The 18827-nt window shown below is 69.3% G+C and carries 16 protein-coding genes and 1 pseudogene; 8 read left to right on the plus strand and 9 right to left on the minus strand.

The window, feature by feature from the left end; genetic code table 11:
- Window positions 1-64 precede the first annotated feature (64 nt).
- From EES42_RS42535 to EES42_RS42550, 4 genes are all read left to right on the plus strand, one after another.
- A complete protein-coding gene (locus tag EES42_RS42535; RefSeq protein ID WP_124723571.1) occupies window positions 65-1177 on the plus strand; it encodes a bifunctional DNA primase/polymerase in 1113 nt (370 codons plus the stop codon).
- On the plus strand, window positions 1174-2706 hold the full coding sequence (locus tag EES42_RS42540) for a DNA primase family protein (RefSeq protein ID WP_124723572.1): 1533 nt from the start codon (window positions 1174-1176) through the stop codon (window positions 2704-2706). Before EES42_RS42535 ends, EES42_RS42540 begins: the two co-directional genes overlap by 4 nt.
- Window positions 2703-3092 (plus strand): DUF6009 family protein, encoded by a 390-nt coding sequence (locus EES42_RS42545; protein WP_124723573.1) that lies wholly within the window; start codon window positions 2703-2705, stop codon window positions 3090-3092. The genes EES42_RS42540 and EES42_RS42545 overlap by 4 nt, the downstream gene beginning before the upstream one ends.
- A 168-nt stretch (window positions 3093-3260) precedes the next feature.
- Window positions 3261-4796: an FAD-dependent monooxygenase gene (locus EES42_RS42550; protein WP_241196959.1), complete on the plus strand. Its 1536-nt coding sequence runs from the start codon at window positions 3261-3263 to the stop codon at window positions 4794-4796.
- 26 nt (window positions 4797-4822) lie between these two features.
- Here the strand turns inward: EES42_RS42550 and EES42_RS42555 are convergent, their stop codons facing one another.
- Complete coding sequence (locus EES42_RS42555) at window positions 4823-5494, minus strand: ScbR family autoregulator-binding transcription factor (RefSeq protein ID WP_124723574.1); 672 nt, start codon at window positions 5492-5494, stop codon at window positions 4823-4825.
- A 128-nt stretch (window positions 5495-5622) separates the two neighbouring features.
- On the opposite strand from EES42_RS42555, the gene EES42_RS42560 reads away from it, so the two are divergent.
- Window positions 5623-6474 (plus strand): NAD(P)H-binding protein, encoded by an 852-nt coding sequence (locus tag EES42_RS42560; protein WP_124723575.1) that lies wholly within the window; start codon window positions 5623-5625, stop codon window positions 6472-6474.
- A gap of 85 nt (window positions 6475-6559) precedes the next feature.
- On the opposite strand, the gene EES42_RS42565 is transcribed toward EES42_RS42560, so the two are convergent.
- The gene (locus EES42_RS42565) at window positions 6560-7450 is read right to left on the minus strand and encodes a ScbA/BarX family gamma-butyrolactone biosynthesis protein (RefSeq protein WP_241196960.1); all 891 of its coding nucleotides are present in this window, start codon (window positions 7448-7450) and stop codon (window positions 6560-6562) included.
- 454 nt (window positions 7451-7904) lie between these two features.
- Here EES42_RS42565 and EES42_RS42570 point away from each other — a divergent pair, with 454 nt between their 5' ends.
- Complete coding sequence (locus EES42_RS42570; RefSeq protein ID WP_241196961.1) at window positions 7905-8540, plus strand: ScbR family autoregulator-binding transcription factor; 636 nt, start codon at window positions 7905-7907, stop codon at window positions 8538-8540.
- Between the two features lie 546 nt (window positions 8541-9086).
- On the opposite strand, the gene EES42_RS42575 is transcribed toward EES42_RS42570, so the two are convergent.
- From EES42_RS42575 to EES42_RS42600, 6 genes and pseudogenes are all read right to left on the minus strand, one after another.
- Complete coding sequence (locus tag EES42_RS42575; RefSeq protein ID WP_164495564.1) at window positions 9087-9899, minus strand: ABC transporter permease; 813 nt, start codon at window positions 9897-9899, stop codon at window positions 9087-9089.
- 299 nt (window positions 9900-10198) lie between these two features.
- A complete protein-coding gene (locus tag EES42_RS42580) occupies window positions 10199-10762 on the minus strand; it encodes a CGNR zinc finger domain-containing protein (protein WP_124723578.1) in 564 nt (187 codons plus the stop codon).
- Window position 10763: 1 nt separating this feature from the next.
- A complete protein-coding gene (locus EES42_RS42585; protein WP_124723579.1) occupies window positions 10764-12491 on the minus strand; it encodes an ABC-F family ATP-binding cassette domain-containing protein in 1728 nt (575 codons plus the stop codon).
- A gap of 84 nt (window positions 12492-12575) precedes the next feature.
- Window positions 12576-14300 carry a ribosomal protection-like ABC-F family protein gene (gene abc-f, locus EES42_RS42590; protein ID WP_124723580.1) on the minus strand — a complete coding sequence of 575 codons (1725 nt, stop codon included), beginning with the start codon at window positions 14298-14300 and terminating at the stop codon, window positions 12576-12578.
- 306 nt (window positions 14301-14606) lie between these two features.
- Window positions 14607-14870 (minus strand): hypothetical protein, encoded by a 264-nt coding sequence (locus EES42_RS42595; RefSeq protein ID WP_323138621.1) that lies wholly within the window; start codon window positions 14868-14870, stop codon window positions 14607-14609.
- A gap of 118 nt (window positions 14871-14988) precedes the next feature.
- Window positions 14989-16049, minus strand: a pseudogene (locus EES42_RS42600) (alpha/beta hydrolase).
- Between the two features lie 149 nt (window positions 16050-16198).
- Here EES42_RS42600 and pip point away from each other — a divergent pair.
- A complete protein-coding gene (gene pip / locus EES42_RS42605; protein WP_124723648.1) occupies window positions 16199-17158 on the plus strand; it encodes a prolyl aminopeptidase in 960 nt (319 codons plus the stop codon).
- 45 nt (window positions 17159-17203) lie between these two features.
- On the opposite strand, the gene EES42_RS42610 is transcribed toward pip, so the two are convergent.
- A complete protein-coding gene (locus EES42_RS42610) occupies window positions 17204-18073 on the minus strand; it encodes an alpha/beta fold hydrolase (protein WP_124723581.1) in 870 nt (289 codons plus the stop codon).
- A 77-nt stretch (window positions 18074-18150) separates the two neighbouring features.
- Between EES42_RS42610 and EES42_RS42615 the strand changes: the two genes are divergently transcribed.
- The gene (locus EES42_RS42615; RefSeq protein WP_124723582.1) at window positions 18151-18789 is read left to right on the plus strand and encodes a sigma-70 family RNA polymerase sigma factor; all 639 of its coding nucleotides are present in this window, start codon (window positions 18151-18153) and stop codon (window positions 18787-18789) included.
- The last annotated feature ends 38 nt before the right edge of the window (window positions 18790-18827 follow it).

Genomic DNA, 18827 nt, shown 5'->3' on the forward strand with positions numbered 1-18827 from the left:
CCCTCAGATTTCGCTAATCTGATTTTGGGAGTTGAGTCGCTTCAGTCGCTGATGGGGGAAGTGAATGGCAGCTGAGCTGCAGGTTTCGCGCAGCGACCAACGGCAGTTCGTAAGATCTGCATCGGTCGCTTCGCAGCCTCTGACAACTGCCTCGTGGTGTGCGCGCCAGGGGTGGCCGGTTCATCCTCTTGCTCCGGGCCGTAAAACGCCTGTGGGCAACTGTGAGGTGTGCCGCGTTCAAGGTCATGCCCGAGGGGGGTGCGACTGTATTCGTGAGGGGCGCTGGTGTCATGGGTTTCATGCGGCGACGCTTGATTTCGACCGGATCCAGCAGTGGTGGGGATCCCGCCCCGATCTCGGGGTGGGAGTTGCCACCGGCCCTGCCGGCCTCGTGGTCATCGATATCGATGCGCATGCGTGTGAACTCCCCGATCGTGACCGGCTGTTGCCGGGTGTCGGGATCTCCGCAGGCGTCGACCTGACCGGGCTGGCCAACGGCTTCCACACATTGGGCGTGCTGGCTGCCCTGCGTGGCGCCGCCAGCCCGGCGGACGACGAGTCGACGCTGCGTGTCCGTACCCCGTCCGGGGGGCTCCACGTGTGGTACCGCAACGACAGCGGTCACCGGTGGCAGTGCTCCTCCGGGTCGGGCGGTGGCCGCGCACTCGCCTGGCAGGTCGATGTCCGGGCGCACGGCGGGTACATCGTGGCGCCCGGGACCGTGACCCCTGCGGGGGTCTACCGGCCCGTGGGGCCCGTGCGGGTACCGGCTGCGCTTCCCGCCTGGCTCGCCAGGGAACTGGAGCGCACCGGGCATCTGCCGTCCGCTTCCGTGCCGGGAACCCGGCCGGTGCCGCCCCGTGCCCGGCAGGCGGTTCTCGCGGCCGGCGGCGGCCGCGGAGCGGGGGACCGGGTACTGACCGGAGTTCTCGCCGAGGTCGCCGCGTGTGCGGCGGTACCGGAAGGCGCTGCGTTCTCCGAGAAGTTGAACCGGGCCGCGTACACCGCAGGAGGTCTGGTCGCGGCGGGTCATCTCACCGAGGACGAGGCGACGCGGGTGTTGCAGGATGCGGCCGAGCGGGCCCGTCCGGGGCAGCAGCGGCGTTGTCTGGCGATCATCCGGGGCGGTCTGAGTGCAGGTCTGTCCCGCCCGCTGTCCCTCGGGGGGCGGGCGTGAGTGTGGACGAGGAGAGAGCACTGTCTGCCTTCGACGTCCAGGCGGTGGCCGCGCAGATCCTTGCGCAGCCGGTTCCGGCGCCCCGGCAGAGCGACGAGTCCGCGCGGTATCAGGCTGCTGCTGCCGCACAGGGTGACGGCGAGGCGACAGCGGACGGGTTGCTGCCCGACACGTTGACCGACCGCGGGAACGCCAAGCTGTTCGTCAAGCTCTACTGCAACGACTACCGGCACGTGCCCGGGATCGGCTGGTACCGGTGGGACGGCACCCGGTGGCAGATCGACGAGGACGACACGGTGATGTGGTCGGCGGGCGATCTGGCGGAGTCCATTGCCACCACGGATCCGCGGGGCGTCTACACCCCGACCGCGTTGCAGCAGCACCGCCGCCGCACGCTGAGCACCAGCGGGATGAACGCGATGCTGACCCAGGCGAAGTCCGCCCCGGGGATGGTGCTCAACGCGGCGCGGCTGGACGCGGATCCGTACGCGTTGTGCACGCCCGCGGGCGTCGTCGATCTGCGTTCGGGGTGCATCCGTCCTGCCGAGCCCACGAAGGACTTCCATTCCCGGTCGACCTCGGCCGCGCCGGAGCCGATGCCGACGCCGCGTTGGAACCGGTTCCTGACCGACACCTTCGGCGAGGGGCCGGACGGTGCGGAGATGATCGACTTTCTCCAACTGCTGCTCGGCTACTCGGTCACCGGGGATGTCGGCGCCCAGGTCATGCCGTTCCTGTTCGGCTCCGGGAAGAACGGCAAGTCCGTACTGCTGGACGTCCTGATGAAGTTGCTCGGGGACTACGCGGACGCGGCGCCTCCGGGGTTCTTGATGTCGCGTCCGTACGAGGGGCATCCCACCGATCTGGCGGAGTTGCACGGCCGGCGCGTGATCGTGTGCAGCGAGGTCAAGCCGGGGGACCGCTTCGACGAGGCCCGGGTCAAGCTGCTGACCGGTGGCGACCGGATCAAGGCGCGCCGGATGCGGCAGGACTTCTTCAGCTTCGAGCCGACGCACAAGATGTGGCTGCTCGGCAATCACCGACCCGAGGTGGGCACGGGCGGGTTCGCGTTCTGGCGGCGTATGCGGCTGATCCCGTTCGAGCGGGTGGTCTCCGACGATCGCAAGATCGACAATCTGGCGGACATCCTCGTCACCCAGGAGGGTCCGGGCATCCTCAACTGGCTCATCGAGGGCGCCCGTCGCTACCTCGGGGGCGACAAGGACCTGACGGGCCCCGAGCGGGTCCGCATCGCGACCACGGCGTACGCCGAGACCGAGGACCACACCGGGCGCTTCGTCCATGAGACCTGTCGGCTTGAAGCCGATCTGCGCGCGGAGCAATCCCAGCTCTACGCGGCCTACAGGAGCTGGTGCCAGAATGAGGGGGCGCCGGCGATATCGTCCCGGGCTTTCGCGGCACGTGTTCGCGAGGTGGTGGGACTGGCGTCACCGAAGGAAATGATCCTTTCCAACCAGCGCAAGTACTACCCGGGCATCGGCCTGCTCGCGGACGAGGAGACAGTATGAGTGCCCTCATCGCAGAGGACGAGATCGTCGACGAGATGGATCTCGTCTGGCTTGAGGACATCAGTCGGCTCGACTATGTCCGTCAGAGCCTGGACCGGTTGCCGACCCGTCGGGGGAGACCCGCGTACCACCGTGACGGCCGGATGGTCGGGTACGCCCTGCTGGGTCCGAAGGCCAAGCCGTCCCGTTCCTCGGGTACGTTCCGGCGGCGGGTGTTCTGGCTGCTTCCGCACGACCGGGACACCGAGCCCGACGGGCTGTATGCGAGGGGGGCGCCGGCGGAGGCGGTGGATGTCCGGACGCTGGCGCCGGGCAGCAAGGGGCACAAGACCGAGCGTTCGGAGGGTGGTCCGATGTCGTCCACGATGCGGGAGCTTCAGCCGTAGTCGCAGCCTCGACCTCAGCTGTGGTCTCAGCCTCGACTTCAGCTTTAGCGTTGGCTCCGGCTCCCGGTCCGGTGTCGGGCGCAGCTGTGGGCGGGGCGTCGGCCGGTTTCCTCGGAGGATGGATTGAAAACAGTCCGTCCGGTATATTTTTTGCCACGGGGATGGATCATGGCCAGGGGAGGCGTCGCGGTGCAGGGGGAACATCCGGTGCGGGCACAGGTCGTGGTGGTCGGTGGAGGACCGGTGGGCATGCTCATCGCCGCCGAGCTCGCCGGGTACGGGGTCGACACCGTACTTCTGGAGTCCAGGGCCGAGGTGTCCGAGCAGCCCAAGGCGACCACGCTGCACGCCCGGGCGGTGCAGACGCTGGCTCGGCGCGGCCACCTGCCGGGGCAGGGATATCCGTACACCGGTGGCGCGGCGGAGAGTGCCTTCCACTTCGCGGGGCTGCCGGGACTGGTCATCGCGGCTCCCGCGCGCGAGCCCGAGCCGATCCTCAAGTGCCCCCAGGCGGAGCTGGAGCGGCACTTCGAGAAGCGGGCGCTGGCGGCCGGGGCGCGGATCCTGCGCGAGCACCGGGTGACCGAGCTCGTCCAGGAGGACGCCGGGGTACGGGTCACGGCCGATGGGCCGCAGGGGAGCGTGGTCTGTCTCGCCGAGTACGTGGTGGGGGCCGACGGTGCCCGCAGCACGGTCCGGGACCGGGCGGGCATCGCCTCCGACACACACCCGGCGACGGTGTCCGCGCTCATGGGGACCGTCACGCTCGCGCAGCCGGACGATCTCACCAAGGGCTGGCACCAGACCCCGCGCGGCTGGATCGTGGCCAAGCGCGATGTGGAGGGCAAGACACACATCCGTACGCTGAACTGCACCGGTGCCCACGCGGACCGGCAACTTCCGCCCACTCTGGAGGAGTTGCGGCAGGAGGTGTCCTGGATCGCGGGCCGGGACATCGCGATGGACGAGCCGCGCTGGCTCAGCAGGTTCAGCGACTTCGCGCGGCTGGCCCGGAACTACCGCACGGGGCGGGTCTTCCTGGTGGGCGACGCGGCGCATGTGCACTTCCCGATCGGCGGGCAGGGCCTCAGCGCGGGCGTGCTGGACGCCCTCAACCTGGGCTGGAAGCTGGCGCTGGCGGTGCACGGATCGGCGGGTGCGGGGCTGCTGGACACCTACGACCTGGAGCGCCGTCCGGTGGCCCGGCAGGTCATCGACCAGACGCAGGCGCAGCTGGCGCTGATGCGGCCTGGCCCCGAACTCGACGCGCTGCGCCGGGTGTTCACCGGAATTCTGTCGGCAGACCGTGAGCACGGGCATCTCGGCGGCCTGATCAGCGCCCAGGACACGGTGCTCCCGGACGGCCGGGAGGGTGGGGCCTGCGACGGGGCGACGGGGACGTTCCTGCGCAATGCGGTGCTCAGCACGGCGGACGGTGAGACCGATGTGATCGGGCTGCTGCGCGACGGCAGGCCGCTGCTGCTGCTCTTCGGTGAGGAGGGCGTCGGCGGCCGGTGGGAGGCGGCCCGGGAATGGGCGGGGGTCCTGAATGTGGTGCGCGCCCGGCCCACCGCCGAGGTGCCGTACGACGCGCTGCTGGTGCGGCCCGACGGCTACATCGCCTGGGTGCCGGGCGGTCGTGACCTGAGGGAGGCGCTGTCGGCGTACTTCGCCGAGGGCGCCGTGGCTGCGGGGCACCGTTGACGGTGCCCCGCAGCCACGAGCGGTGCTCAGCCGGCCGCTTCGACCAGGTCACGCATCTCGGCCGCCTTCAACGCCTCGTCGTAGACCGCGGCTCCCCGGCCCTCGGAAAGATCGAGCGAGGCGAGGATCGAGGGCACCACCGCACTGGGCAGTACGTGGCGCATCAGGGCGGAGACCCGGCCCACCAGGTCGCGGTACTCGCAGACGGCCTGCGACATGGACTGGATGCCGGCGAAGGAGCCCACGATGACGTCGGCCGTCTCGGACGGCGAGATGTGGGGCAGCAACTCGCCCTGGGCCTGCGCCTGTTGGAGCAGGTCGAGGCCGACCTCGACCCAACGCAGAAACGGGCCGCTGCGATCGAGGTTCTGCGCCAGCTGGTCCATGGTCAGCCGCACGCCGGCCCGGACCATGGGGTCGGTCTGCAGCCGGTGGGCCTGGAGCATCACGACATCCACGATCTCCTGCACCTTGGAGACGCGGGGAGGAACGATGATGCGCTGGTCCTGCTCGGCGAGGACGCCCTGGGCCAGGTCTTCCTTGGAGTGGAAGTGGAAGTACAGGGCGCCCTTGGTGACTCCTGCCTCGGTGAGGATCTGGGAGATCGTGGCCGCTTGGTACCCGTGTTCCTCGAAGATCTTGGCCGCTGCCGAAAGGATCGTCTGACGGGTACGGATGGCTCGTAGCTGCTCAGCCACTCTGCCTCCTCCCTCCTCAGGGTGGTGAACGTCGGGTGGCCGGTAAAGAAACCGTCCAGTTCGTATCTTACAGGCCGCCTCCTTGGCCGTACCGGCCGGGAGAATGTCGGGCAAGAGAGGCAAAACCAATGATTCTTGTCACCGGTGCCACGGGGACCATCGGGCGGGAAGTCGTCCGAAGGATCCCTGCTGACCTGGCAGTTCGCATCATGGCCAGGGATCCGGGACGGGTCACGGGAGCGGGTGCGGCGGTCGAGATCGTCCACGGAGATTTCTCGGATCCGGGATCACTGGCGGGTGTTCTGCGTGGTGTTCGCACCGTTTTTCTGGTGACCAACCCCGGCGGTGACGACGACGCGGGCTTCATCCGGTCCGCCCGGTCGGCGGGGGTGCGGCACGTGGTGAAGCTGTCCGCCGCCGCGGTGGCCGACAGCCGGGCCGAGGACCTGATCACCCGGTGGCAACGCCGTAACGAAGAGCTGTTGCGCGGATCCGGCATGGAGTGGACCTTGTTGCGTCCCCGCGCTTTCATGTCCAACGCGCTCTCCTGGGCGGGCTCCATCCGCTCGGACGACGTCGTACGGGCCCTGCACGGGACATCGTCCAACGCCTGCGTCGATCCGCGCGATGTGGCGGAGGTGGCGGTACGCGCCCTCACCGAGGACGGCCACGCGGGCCGGGCCCACACCCTGACCGGGCCGGAGGCGGTCTCCGCGGTCGAGCAGACGGCCCAGCTCGCGGAACTGCTGCGCCGTCCGCTCCGGTTCGAGGAGCTGAGCCCTGAGCGGGCGCGTGCCGCGCTGGGCGCGCGCTATCCGGCGGACATCGTCGAGGCGCTGCTGGAGAGCGCGGAGCGCGGCCGTGAGGGCGCGAAGGCGGCGGTGGACGGCACGGTCACCGCTCTGCTCGGCCGGCCGGCCGGGACCTTCCGCGGATGGGCGGTCGACCACCTGGGTGCCTTCGGGAACGGGGACCGGTGAGGGTGCACAGGTGAGGACACAAGGACGGCGGCTGCCCCGGTGGGCAGCCGCCGTCCGGCATGGTTAAGTCACTGTTCGGCACGGATCAGATCCCGTGCGACCCTGCGGTCACCGTGGAGCTGAAGACCAGCGCACCGTCCTGATGGGCGGTCACCAGGACGCTCCGGTGGCCCTCGGGGGAGGTGCCGGGCAGCGCGGCTGCCTCGATCGTGCACGGGGAGTCCAGCTCGACGTACCGCTTGAACTCATTGGCGATGGCGAGCGGGAGGTAGGACGACCGGCCGAGGGCCGCCGCCGTGGCCTGGCGGGCGGCTTCGACCAGCACCATGCCCGGCACATGGTCGACCGCGTGCTCGAAGAGCACGGGATGGCGGGTGTCCACCCGCAGCTGCCAGCGGTTCTGCTCGTCGGTGGGGGAGAGCACCACGTCCCTGGGGGACATGCGCCCGACGCTCTGCGGGGCTGCCGGGCTGCTCAGCGGCATCTGGTGCCAGTTGCCGCCGGGAGCGTGCTCGCCGCGCACCCGGCGGTAGACCGCGGGCGCCATGCAGGAGAAGGAGCCGCCACCGGTCGCGACGATGTTCCCGTCATGGTGGAAGACCGCCTCGAAGCGCAGCCCCGACAGGTTCCGGCCCCGCCGGTTGATCTCCGTGCAGTGCACGGAGACGCTGAGAGAAGCCGGCTCGTACCCCATCAGCAGATACTGCGGACGTACGGAGAGGGCGAGGTCCCAGACGAGGAACTGGTGGCCGAAGGGCACCCCGAACTCCGCGTGCCCCAGGAGTATGCCGATCTGGCGGACCGTCTCGCAGCCTATGAGCGGATCGTGGTAGCCGTCCGCGACCGGAGTGAAGAAGCTGTGGCCGCGCGGCCACTGGGCGGACACGACGAAGTGGGTGTCGTCGACGCGGTCCCAGTCGGTGAGCATGACCTCAGCGGCAGTGGTCCGGTGTACGAGTTCTTTGGGAACGGTCATAGTCAAAGTGGTGGGGTAGAAGCCGCCGGGCTTGATCGTGGACGCCTTGGCGCCCCTTGCCAATTCTCTGTCGAACGCTGCCCGTTCGACCTGAAACGTGCTCGCAGACATTGCTCCCCCTGGGCGGGTGCGAGAGGTGTGGTAAGGGCTGTTCCTTGGCCCGAAAATACAGACCAGCCGGTTTAATTTCTAGTGTTCTTGGCTCCTTGTAGCCCAAAAACAGCGGAGGGGTTCACTCCGATTCGCCTGTTTTGGAGGAACGGGCCAGGCCGGCGTGTTCTGGAGTCGGGGTTTGCGTAGCTCTTGGCCGTGTGGATCGAGATGCGCGCGGTGTTCTGTCGCGCGGGTTGGGCCGCTTCGGGATTCCGAGGATGGGGGGAGATCCTTCAAAAACCGCATGTACGGTTTGTTATAGTTGCCGCCTGTCCTTTGGCAAGCACGGCAACTTCTGGCAATGACGGAGCAGTTGATGGCCAAACAGGAACGTGCGGTGCGTACGCGTGACACCCTGATCCGGTCCGCGGCCGAGGTCTTCGACCGTGATGGCATCTCGACGGCGTCGCTCACCGCGATCAGCTCGCGAGCGGGGGTGAGCAACGGGGCGCTGCACTTTCACTTCGCCAGCAAGGCCGCCCTGGTGGACGTCGTCGAGGAGGTGGCGCTGACCAGGTTGCTGGCCGTCACGAGCAGCACGTTGCCACTCGGGGCGAGTCATGTGCAGGTTCTCGTCGACGTCACCCATGCGCTCGCCGACGCGCTGCGCGCCGATGTGGTGCTGCGAGTCGGTTTCGCGCTGAGCGGCGAGACGTCCCGCGCGCGCCGGGTCGATCTGCGGGAGCGCTGGCGCTGCTGGGTCGAGGAGACGCTGCAACAGGCCGAGGCCGAAGGCGAACTGTGCCGGGGGGCCGAGATCAGGGACGTGGGCACCGCCGTGGTGGCCGCGACCGTGGGATTCGAGGTGCTCGGGGTGCGGGACTCGACGTGGCTGGCGGCGTCGACGGTGGCGCGGTTCTGGCGGTTGCTGCTGCCGTCGCTGGTACCGGCGGTACGCCTCGCCGGAATCGAGGCCGGAGGGACCCGGAGTCCGTAGGGGTGGTGTGACGGAGCCCCGGTCCTTCGCGCGGTGCGAAGGACCGGGGCTTCTTGGTGTTCGGCCGAGGCGGTCGGCCGTCGTGGCCGGGGCGGGCCGGAGGGGGCGCCGATCAAGGAAAAGGCCTGCCGGCTGTCCTGGCGAGCCTTATCGGGACTTCGGCGATGTATTACGCGAACGGCTGGCGGCGATCCTGCGCTGAGGCGCGTGGAACACCGTCGATATTTCCGAAGCCTCCAACTGCGCCTGTCCTTTCACTCCGTGGCCGGAAAAATATCCTGCAGTGGTCACCGAATACTTTCGGGAAATCAATGAACGGCGGTCGCCGCGAGGGAATCGGTGGATCGGAATACGGGTGTCGTGAAGACGAGTGGTGTGGATTCGGGTCGTGGTGCTTTGCGCATGGCGGTCATGCGTACGGTAATTTCGCCGGTAGAGCTTTGTATTTCTTACGGGTATGCCTTGCTGGCAGCCTCGGAGCGACGGTTTCTTGCGCCCCGTGCCCTGTGCCCTGTGTTTTATGACTTATGACTTATGGCTTATCGCTTACGCCTTACGGCCGGAACGGCGGTAGGCATGGGCCGCGTACGCGCCGAAGATCAGCAGCCAGACGACCGGCACCACGATGCCCGTCATGCTCGGCGCCTCGCCGTCCGTCGTGTTCCAGCCCAGCTCGCCGAAGCGGTAACCCGGCGTCCACTTGGCCACCGAAGCCATCCAGCCCGGAAACTCGGTGATCGGGAACCACAGCCCACCGACCAGCGCGAGCGCCAGGTTGCAGACGATGTTCGTGACGTTCGTGGTCTGGGACGAGAGCTGGTAGCCGTTGGCGATCCCGAGCATGGTGAACGGCAGCGAGCCGATCCACAGCAGCAGCATCAGCACGACCCACTGCCAGGCATCCAGCCGCACACCATTGACGATCATGGCCGTGAGCAGGACGATCACGATCGCCGGCAGCACCATCAGCGAGCCGGTCACCGCACGCCCGAGGACCACCTGCGCCGGAGACAGCGGTGTGATCCGCAGCTGCCGCAGCCACCCCACGGCCTTGTCCTCGGCGACCGCCGTGCCCGAGCTGAGTCCGGCGCTCAGCGCACCGTACGCCGCCAGCCCCACCATCGCGGTCACGGCCCAGTCGTCCGTTCCGCCGGAGCCGCCGCCGACATTGGTGAACATGATGTACATGAGCACCGCGCCGATGGCCGTCGACTTGCCCGCGCCGTTGCGACCGAGCAGGGCGACTCTCTCGCCTGGTCCGATGGTGAGATCAAGGCCGTCGACGGCGCGCACTGCACCGAACTCCTTGACAGCGCCGGTGAATTTAACCACCGGTATCGCCCCGTGTGTTGTTGTCATGATCGGAACTCTAATGAGACGGCCGGGCATTCGGTAGAAAGAGATGTAGGAATTTCAGTCGTGCAGAACGCATCCTGTACCGGATGCCGTTACGGTGATCCGCGACTTCTTGTGGGGAATGGATCACCGTGCCCCGATTCACCGTGCGGTAGTTGGTGATTCCGCACAGCAGGAATGGGCGGGAGATCGATGGCCGGAAACGGCGTGCCGTGGTGAGCGCCGTGGTGAGCGCCGGGTGGCGGCTTCGCCGATGCACCGCAGCGCGATTCCGGGGCTGTCCGGCCGCCCCTGCGCGGTGGCTACTGTGCGGCCGCCGTGTGCGCGCTCTTCTTGCGGGCGCGGTAGGCGGCCGCCTTGATCTTGTTCCCGCAGGACTCCATGCCGCACCACTGCCGCCGCATCCCACGGGAGCGGTCGATGTAGATGCGGGTGCACTCGGGGTTGCCGCACTCCTTGAGCAGGGGTACGTCCGGCCCGCTCAGGAGCTCGACCGCCTGGCGCGCCACGGTGGACAGGGCTTCGTCCGGCGTCGCTTCCGTCCGGCGCCCCGAGGTGGTGAGCTGCGGTGCGGCGGGCGGTTTGCGCGCCGCACCGTTCAGCACGTCCAGGGCGTCGTCGGCGTACTCCTCACCGAGGCGGCGTGCCGTGACCAGTCGGTAGACGGCCTCCCGTACGGCGATCGCGCGGTCGACGTCGGCCCGGTCGCCGGGGGAGACCGCGTCGACGATGCCCGATTCCAGGTACCACGCCCTCAGCCGCTCCGGCGTCGCGAGCATTTCGAACCGCACCGAGCGCCGTGCCCGGAGTGTCGCGGCGAAGTCGAGCGCCGGATTTCCGCATACGAAGACATGTTCCAGATTCACATCACCATTCTGGCAGGTGACGATCGGGCGGGCAAGGCTCGTCACCGTGCGCGCGGCCGGAGCGCAGCCGGATCTCGCGGCCCTGCCAGCGTCTGCGCAGCCAGCGGTCGTGGCTGGCCAGGACGATTGCGCCGGGCCCGGTACCCAGGGCGGCCTCCAGCTCGTCGCACAGCCGAGGGGACAAGTGGTTCGTCGGCTCGTCGAGCAGCAGCAGCTCCGGCGGACGCGCCACCAGAAGCGCCAGCGCGAGCCGGCGGCGCTGACCGACCGACAGCTGACCGACCGGCTTGTCCAGGTCCGCCTCGTGCAGCAGCCCCAGCGAGCGCAGTGGGACCTTCTCCGCCCGCTCGGCGCCGAGCGAGCGCGCATAGGTCTCACGACCGGTCCGGTCGGGCCGGGAGAACACGGTGTCCTGGGCCAGCAGACCCACTGTCAGCCCCTGCCGCCGTCTCACATCGCCCTCGGCCGCCAGGCGCCCGGCGAGCACGGACAACAACGTCGACTTCCCCGCACCGTTGCCGCCCGTGACGAGGAGGCGTTCGGTCGCCGGTACGTCCAGTCGTGCGACGTCGAGCCTGCCCGGCACCCGCACATCGCGCAGGGAGACGAGGGAGATGGGGGAGTCGAGGGAGTCGAGGGAGTCGGGGGAGATGAGGGAGTCGACCGGCGGGTCCTCGGGGCGCGCGGTGACGGTCAGTGCGGTGCCGTGGAATCGCAGCGGCTGCGGCGGCTCGCCGGTCTGCCTGCGCTCCAGTCCGTCCAGCCGGCGCGTGGCATTGCGCACCCGTCGCGAGATCTGGCTCTGCACCCGCCCGGCGCGATGGCCGTAGCCCATCTTCTCGTTGTCGCGCCGCTCCCGGTCCGGCGCCACGAGGCGTGCGGTGACCCCGGCCGAGTGGCGCAGCGCCGACAGTTCTTCCTGCTCCTCGGCGTACCGCCGCTCCCAGCGCTCCCGCTCGGCGCGCTTCTCGTCCAGGTAGGCGCTGTAGTTGCCGCCGTAGCGGACCGGGCCGTCCACGGCAGGGTCGAGGTCGACCAGATCCGTGCAGACGGCGTCGAGGAAGGCCCGGTCGTGGCTGGCCACCACGACGACCCCGGGCAGACCGCGCACCTGCTCCTCCAGGAAGGCGGCGGCGCCGTCGTCGAGATGGTTGGTCGGCTCGTCCAGCAGCAGCGCCGAAGGGCGCCGGACCAGCAGCGCGGCCAGCGCCAGCCGGCCGCGCTGCCCGCCGGAGAGGGAGCCGAGCGTCCGGTCGTGCCGGAACGCGCCGAGGCCGAGCCCGTCGAGCACCATCGCGGCCCGCCGGTCGGCGTCCCAGGCCTCCCGGTCCTGGGCCTGTTCGAGTTGTCGGCCGTACGCGTCGAGCAGCTCGGCACAGTCGGGGGAGTCCTGCGGTACGTGGGCGAGCCGCTCGGTGAGACGTTCGAGTTCGGCCAGGTCGTCGCGGGCCTCGCGCAACGCCTCGTCCAGCACGTCGGCGATCGTCGACGCGTCGTCGAACGGCAACTCCTGGTGCAGAAAGCCCAGGTCGGCAGGGCGGGTGATGCTCCCGGCATCGGGTTCGTCCACTCCGGCGAGCAGCCGCAGCAGTGTCGACTTGCCGACGCCGTTCTCCCCGATCAGCCCGATGCGGTGGCCGGGGGAGGCGGTGAGGGAGACGCCGTCGAGAACCCGCCTGGCTCCCAGGGTGCGGACGACGTCGTGGGCGAGCAGGGACGGTCGAGACATGGTGGTCCACCTGATGTGATCAGTGCTGCGGCCCGCCGGGTGGTGTCCCACCTCGGGCGCGGGCCCGGTCGGCACATCAGCCGCTCACATCTCGGGCGTCCCTGTCTCCCGCATTCCCGCTGCGCGCGTCCCTGTCTCCCGCATTCCCGTTTCGCGCGTGCCTGTTTCGCGCGTTCCCGTCTCCGGCGCTCCGGTCTCCGTCAGCCCGCCGTCGGCCAGCCGCAGCCACCGGGCCACGCCGATCCGGGCGAGAAAACGCTCGTCGTGGCTGACCACCACGAACGCTCCCCGGTACGAGCCCAGCGCGCTCTCCAACTGGCCCGCGCTCACCAGGTCCAGGTTGTTCGTCGGCTCGTCCAGGAGCAGCAGCTGCGGAGCCGGTTCGGCGCACAGCACGCAGGCCAGCGTGGCGCGCAGCCGCTCGCCGCCGGACAGCACCCCGACCGGGAGATGGGCCCGGGGACCCCGGAAGAGGAAACGGGCGAGCAGATTCATCCGCTCCGCCTCTGTCCGGTGCGGTGCGGACGCGGTGAAGTTCTCCGCGACCGTACGGTCGAGATCCAGCAGGTCCAGCCGCTGCGAGAGGTAGGCGATCCGGCCGTCGGCCCGCTTGATCTGCCCGCCGTCCAGCTCCAGTTCGCCGTTGAGCAGCCGCAGCAGCGTGGTCTTCCCGGAGCCGTTGGAACCGGTCAGCGCGATGCGCTCGGGGCCCCGGACGGACAGGTCGACACCTGCTTCGGCGAACAGGTCCCGGCCGCCGTGGCGTACCTGCATCCGCTCGCCGAGCACGAGTGTGCGTCCGGCCGGCACAACGGTGTCCGGCAGGTCCAGCGTGATGCGCTGCTCGTCGCGCAGGGCCCGCCCTGCCTCGTCCAGCCTGGCCTTGGCGTCGGAGACCCGGGACGAGTGCAACTGGCCGGACCGGCCTGCGGACTCCTGGGCGCCGCGCTTCATGTTCCCGGCGAAGATGCGTGGCAGGCCCGCGCTCTTGAGGTTGCGGGCGGCGTTGCTCGCGCGGCGCTCGGCGCGTTCGCGGGCCTGCTGCATCTCCCGCTTCTCCCGCTTCAGCTCCTGTTCGGCGTTGCGGATGTTCTTCTCGGCGACCTCCTGCTCGGCCCGCACCGCCTCTTCGTATTCGCTGAAGTTTCCGCCGTAGAAGCGCAGTTCGCCGCGTTCGAGTTCGGCGATGCGCTCCATCCGGTCCAGCAGTGCCCGGTCGTGGCTGACCAGCAGGAGGCAGCCGTTCCAGTCCTCCAGTACGTCGTAGAGCCGGTGGCGGGCGTCGAGATCGAGGTTGTTGGTCGGTTCGTCGAGCAGCAGTACGTCGGGCCGTTTCAGCAGCTGGGCCGCGAGACCGAGCGAGACGACCTGGCCTCCGCTGAGCGTGTTCAGGGTTCGGTCGAGGGCGAGACCGGTGAGGCCGAGCCGGTCCAGCTGGGCCCGGGTGCGTTCCTCGATGTCCCAGTCGTCGCCGATGACCGTGAAGTGTTCCTCGCCCACGTCCCCGGACTCCACTGCGTCCAGGGCCCGGATCACCGCGGCGACGCCCAGGACCTCGGCCACCGTGAGATCACCGGTGAGGGGAAGGCTCTGCGGGAGATGGCCGAGCGTGCCGCCCACGGACACGGACCCGGTGCCGGGCCGCAACTCGCCGGCGATCAGCTTGAGAAGGGTGCTCTTGCCGGAGCCGTTGGGCGCGACCAGGCCCGTCCGGCCGCTGCCCACGGCGAAGGACAGGTCGTCGAAGACCGGGGTGTCGTCGGGCCAGGCGAAGGAGAGGTTCGAGCAGATGATGGCGGCGTCGGACATGGAGATACCTCGAATGAGACACGGGCAGGCGCAGAATGCTGCCCGGAACATGGAAGAAGGGGACGACTGAACGGCCACGACGGCGATGCTCCTGGGCATCGGCCGGTGGCCTGACAGGTCGGGGTCTCACCCCGAGATGTCGTCGTCACCCACCATGTCTGGTCTCCTCGATACGCGATCAACGCTTTCGCGAGCTTAACAGCAGCCCCTCGGCGGCCCCTCGCGGTTTTCCCGTCGAGCGGAGGGGATCGTACGAGAGGCGGGCCTGGGACAGGCCTGTCGGTGGGCGCGGGGCAGGCGCGGGGGTTACAGGCCGAGGTCGGCGGCCAGGCAGGAGAAGGACATCCACGAGCCCTCCGGGTCGTACGCATCCCTCGCGGACTCGTTCGGCGAGGCCGGCCGCACCTCGACCATGTCCTGGTAGGGCACGCGCTCGGGCAGCTTCCCGAACCGTTCGTGCCGGGCCGCTGCCGCACTGTCCACCGTGATCTCGACGTCCGGGGTGTTCGCGGTGTTCGCGGCACCAGCAGTCTTCGCAGTACTCGCAGTGTCGGTGGTGACGGTGTTCATGGCCGGACTCCGCTCGATCGGTTGCGGATCGCGCCGTAGCGCCGGGCTGATATCGCTGATACCAGAGTCACACCGGGTGCGTCACCTGTCAAACCGGTGACGTGCCTGGGTGGTGCGGTCAGAAGCGGTCCACGTCGATGACCGCCCGGGCGAAGTCGACAGGTGCTTCCTGCGGCAGGTTGTGGCCGATGCCCTTGAGGGTGCGGTGGTCGTAGGCGCCGGTGAACCTGTCGCGGTACGAGGCGTCGCCGTCCGGTGCGGTGAAGGGGTCGAGCTCGGCGTCGAGGGCGATGGCAGGCACCTCGATCACCGGCCGCGCGGCGAGTTGCTTCTCGAAGCGGTCGTAACGGCGCTCCCCGTCGGCGAGGCTCAGCCGCCAGCGGTAGTTGTGGATCACGATGTCGGCGTAGTCGGGGTTCTCGAAGGACGCGGCCGTGCGCTCGAAGGTGGCGTCGTCGAAGTCCCAGGTCGGGGAGACGGTGTCCCATACGAGCCGGTTCAGGTCGCGCCGTTTCATCGGGTCCGCCATGGCCTTTCGGCCCCGCTCCGTGGCGAAGTAGTACTGGTACCACCAGGCGTGCTCGGCCGCGGGCGGCAGCGGCTCCAGGTTCATCGCGAGGTTCGTCACGAGGTAGCCGCCCCCCGACACCAGGGCCTTGCAGCGTTCCGGCCGGAGCGCCGCGATGATGTCGGCGGTCCTCGCCCCCAGTCGAAGCCCGCGAGCACCGCCTTCTCGATCTTGAGGGCGTCCATCAGGGCGATGACGTCGAGCGCGACCGCCGACTGCTGGGCGTTGCGGAAGGTGCGGGCGGAGAGGAAGCGTGTCGTGCCGTGGCCCCGGAGGTGGGGGACGATCACGCGGTACCCCTCCGCCGCCAGCAGCGGGGCAACGTCGACGAAGCTGTGGATGTCGTAGGGCCAGCCGTGCAGGCAGATGACCACGGGGCCGTGGACGGGGCCGGCTTCGGCGTAGCCGACGTTCAGCAGACCGGACCTGACCTGCTTCAGGGCGGCGAACGACGTGTGTGAACCGGGGGCGGCCGTGGGTGCGACCGATGTTCCGGCCCCGTTCTGCGCGGCGGCGGACGCGGGCGGGGCGACTGCCAGGCCCGTCAGGGAGGCGGCTGCCGTGCCGGTGCCCAGTCCCATGGCCTTGCTGAAGGTGCGCCTGTTGATCATTCGAAACCCTCTGTGCGAGCCGAAGTGCAGACGCCGAACTGTCCCACGCGATTCGTCACCAGCCAAACAGGTGACGCGGTCGACCCGTGTGTATGGTGTCCGGCTTGTGTCTCGACGAAATCGACGAACTCGACGAAGGAGAACCGGACATGACGGCCCCGTACCCGCCGATCGATCCCTATGAGCATGGAATGCTCGACACCGGCGACGGCAACCTCATCTACTGGGAGACCTGTGGAAACCCCGACGGAAAGCCCGCTCTCGTCGTCCACGGAGGTCCCGGTTCGGGCTGCTCGGCGGCCCCGCGCAAGTCCTTCGACCCGGAGCGCTACCGGATCATCCTGTTCGATCAGCGGGGCTGCGGCCGGAGCACACCCCATGCCGCCGACCACACCACCGACATGACGCTCAACACCACCGAGCACCTGATTGCCGACATGGAGCAGCTGCGCGAACACCTCGGTGTCGACCGGTGGTTGTTGTTCGGCAGCTCCTGGGGTTCCACGCTCAGCCTCGCGTACGCCGAGCGGTACCCGGAGCGGGTGTCGGAGATCGTCCTCGCCGCTGTCACCAGCACCCGCCGCAGTGAGATCGACTGGCTCTACCGGGGCGCGGGCCGGTTCTTCCCGGAGGCGTGGGAGCGATTCCGGGACGGTGTCCCCGAGGCCGACCGCGGCGGCGACCTCCTCGGGGCGTACGCACGTCTCATGGGCGACCCCGACCCGGAGGTACGGGCCAAGGCCGCGACCGACTGGTGCGCCTGGGAGGACGCGGTCCTCTCCGCGGAGCCGAACGGCAAGCCCAACCCGTACGGCGGCAGGCCGCCCCGGGCCATGCTGGCGCTGGTACGGATCTGCTCGCACTACTTCTCCCAAGGGGCCTGGCTGGAGGAGGGGCAGCTGATCCGCGACGCGGGCCGCCTGGCCGGCATCCCCGGCGTACTGATCCACGGCCGCCTCGACATCAGCGGACCGCTCGACACGGCCTGGGAACTCGCCCACGCCTGGCCCGGCTCGGAACTCGTGGTCATCGAGGACTCCGGGCACAAGGGAAGCGCCGCCATGAGCGCTGCCCTGTACACGGCGTTCGATCGGTTCGCACAACGGTAGGGCGGCGGCAACACCTGGGTACGCGAGCGGGTGCGTACCCGCGCATCACTTCAGGAACGCCGCGACCGTCGCCGCGAACCGGTCCGCGTCGTCGAGCCAGGGGTAGTGACCTGCCCCTGGCTGTACGACGAGTGCGGCATCGGGGAACGAACCGGCCGCCTCGGCCACCGACCGGGGCGGGCTGTTCACGTCGAACTCCCCTGCGAGCAGCAGTACGGGAGCCCCGAAGCCGGCGAGTGCCGCGCGGGTGGCATCCGGCGCGAAGGCGCCGTCGGCCGCGAAATGGGCGACGGCCTCTTCGTTCTCCGGTCGGCTCGCCGTCAGGTGCTGCTGTGCCGCGGCGTCCCACCGCCCGTAGAAGAAGGGGCCGATGGCCTCCCAGTCGCTGCCGGTCCCCCCGGTGATCGCCTCCAGTGCGGCGAACGCCGCCGGGAACCACGGTTCCGCCCCGCGAAGCCGCGCGAGTTCACGCCGGGCCTCCCCGCTGATCGTGATTCCGAGGGCACGGGTGCCCGGGGCGATCAGGGCGAGCCTGCCGACGCGCTTCGGGTGGCGCGCCGCGTACCGCATCGCGAGGTTCGCTCCGGCGGAATGGGCGAGCAGGTCGATCCGGGAGAGTCCGAGGTGGGTGCGCAGGGCCTCGATGTCCGCGACGAGGCGGTCGCAGCGGTAGGAGGAGGTGTCGTCGGGAATCGCGGACCGTCCGGTGCCGCGAAGGTCCAGGACGACGAGCCGGCGGTGCGCCGACAGGCCGCCGAGATCGCCGAGGTAGCGGGAGTCGGCAGGGCCTCCAGGGATGCAGACGACCGGGGTGTCGTCGCCGTCGGCACAGTCATCGCCGTTGCCGTTGCTGTCGATGTTTCCGTGTACGCGGTAGGCGAGCCGGGTTCCGTCAGGTGCGAAGAAGGTGGGCATGGCAGGGACCATGCCATTCATAACCAGGTTGTACAACCTGGTTATGAAGTTGGATCCGTGAGGTGTATAACCGACTCATGGCAGGCGAAGAGAGCATTCACCGGACTCCCGGGACGCTGACCGAGGAACAGGCCGGGCGGATGCTCGCCGACATGAACGAGATCATCCGCGCGGGCGAGGAGATGCGGAAGCTGCGCGCCGAGATGATCAAGCTGTTCATCGGCTTCGGCTGGACGCAGGACCGGATCGCCCGGCTCGCGGCCATGAGTCAGCCCGCCGTGTCCAAGCAGATGGCGAAGTACCGGCCGGACGACGACCCGACGCCTCCGATGGAGCTCTCTCTCGACCAGTACGACACTCCATGGCTCGAAGGACGGCTGTGGGCCCTCGCCGAGGAGATCTCGGAGACCCTCTCCGACACCGCCCGCTGCACCCGCCATGTCAATGCCGTCGCGCGCGGGAAGAAGCGCTTCACCCCCGAGAACGTCGATGAACTGCGACGCCTCGTCGAGGAGGACCTGCGACTGCACCGGGCGACGCTGCCCGTCGGCTACCGGGACGTGTACGACAGGGTCAGCCGCGGCCTCGACATCCCCTCGAAGCCCACCGCCACCACCTCTGCCACCACCATCGCTGGCGCCGCCACCGTGTCGGCCTCCGTGCGCCGCACCCTCGCGCACCGGATCCAGCGCGACCGGCTCAGGGGTGACGCCTGATTCTTCGGGCGCGGCCGTCCACGTACACCGTTCATCCG

It is taken from the genome of Streptomyces sp. ADI95-17, assembly GCF_003846175.1.
GTDB lineage: Bacteria > Actinomycetota > Actinomycetes > Streptomycetales > Streptomycetaceae > Streptomyces > Streptomyces sanglieri.

Bases quoted from the DNA above. Each gene is read 5' to 3' on its own strand.
- EES42_RS42535 (WP_124723571.1), top strand. From the start codon at position 65: ATGGCAGCTGAGCTGCAGGTTTCGCGCAGCGACCAACGGCAGTTCGTA.
- EES42_RS42610 (WP_124723581.1), bottom strand. From the start codon at position 18,073: ATGCCCACCTTCTTCGCACCTGACGGAACCCGGCTCGCCTACCGCGTA.
- EES42_RS42560 (WP_124723575.1), top strand. From the start codon at position 5,623: ATGATTCTTGTCACCGGTGCCACGGGGACCATCGGGCGGGAAGTCGTC.
- EES42_RS42570 (WP_241196961.1), top strand. From the start codon at position 7,905: ATGACGGAGCAGTTGATGGCCAAACAGGAACGTGCGGTGCGTACGCGT.
- EES42_RS42585 (WP_124723579.1), bottom strand. From the start codon at position 12,491: ATGTCTCGACCGTCCCTGCTCGCCCACGACGTCGTCCGCACCCTGGGA.
- EES42_RS42615 (WP_124723582.1), top strand. From the start codon at position 18,151: ATGGCAGGCGAAGAGAGCATTCACCGGACTCCCGGGACGCTGACCGAG.
- abc-f (WP_124723580.1), bottom strand. From the start codon at position 14,300: ATGTCCGACGCCGCCATCATCTGCTCGAACCTCTCCTTCGCCTGGCCC.
- EES42_RS42545 (WP_124723573.1), top strand. From the start codon at position 2,703: ATGAGTGCCCTCATCGCAGAGGACGAGATCGTCGACGAGATGGATCTC.
- EES42_RS42565 (WP_241196960.1), bottom strand. From the start codon at position 7,450: ATGACCGTTCCCAAAGAACTCGTACACCGGACCACTGCCGCTGAGGTC.
- pip (WP_124723648.1), top strand. From the start codon at position 16,199: ATGACGGCCCCGTACCCGCCGATCGATCCCTATGAGCATGGAATGCTC.
- EES42_RS42595 (WP_323138621.1), bottom strand. From the start codon at position 14,870: ATGAACACCGTCACCACCGACACTGCGAGTACTGCGAAGACTGCTGGT.
- EES42_RS42550 (WP_241196959.1), top strand. From the start codon at position 3,261: ATGGCCAGGGGAGGCGTCGCGGTGCAGGGGGAACATCCGGTGCGGGCA.
- EES42_RS42575 (WP_164495564.1), bottom strand. From the start codon at position 9,899: ATGACAACAACACACGGGGCGATACCGGTGGTTAAATTCACCGGCGCT.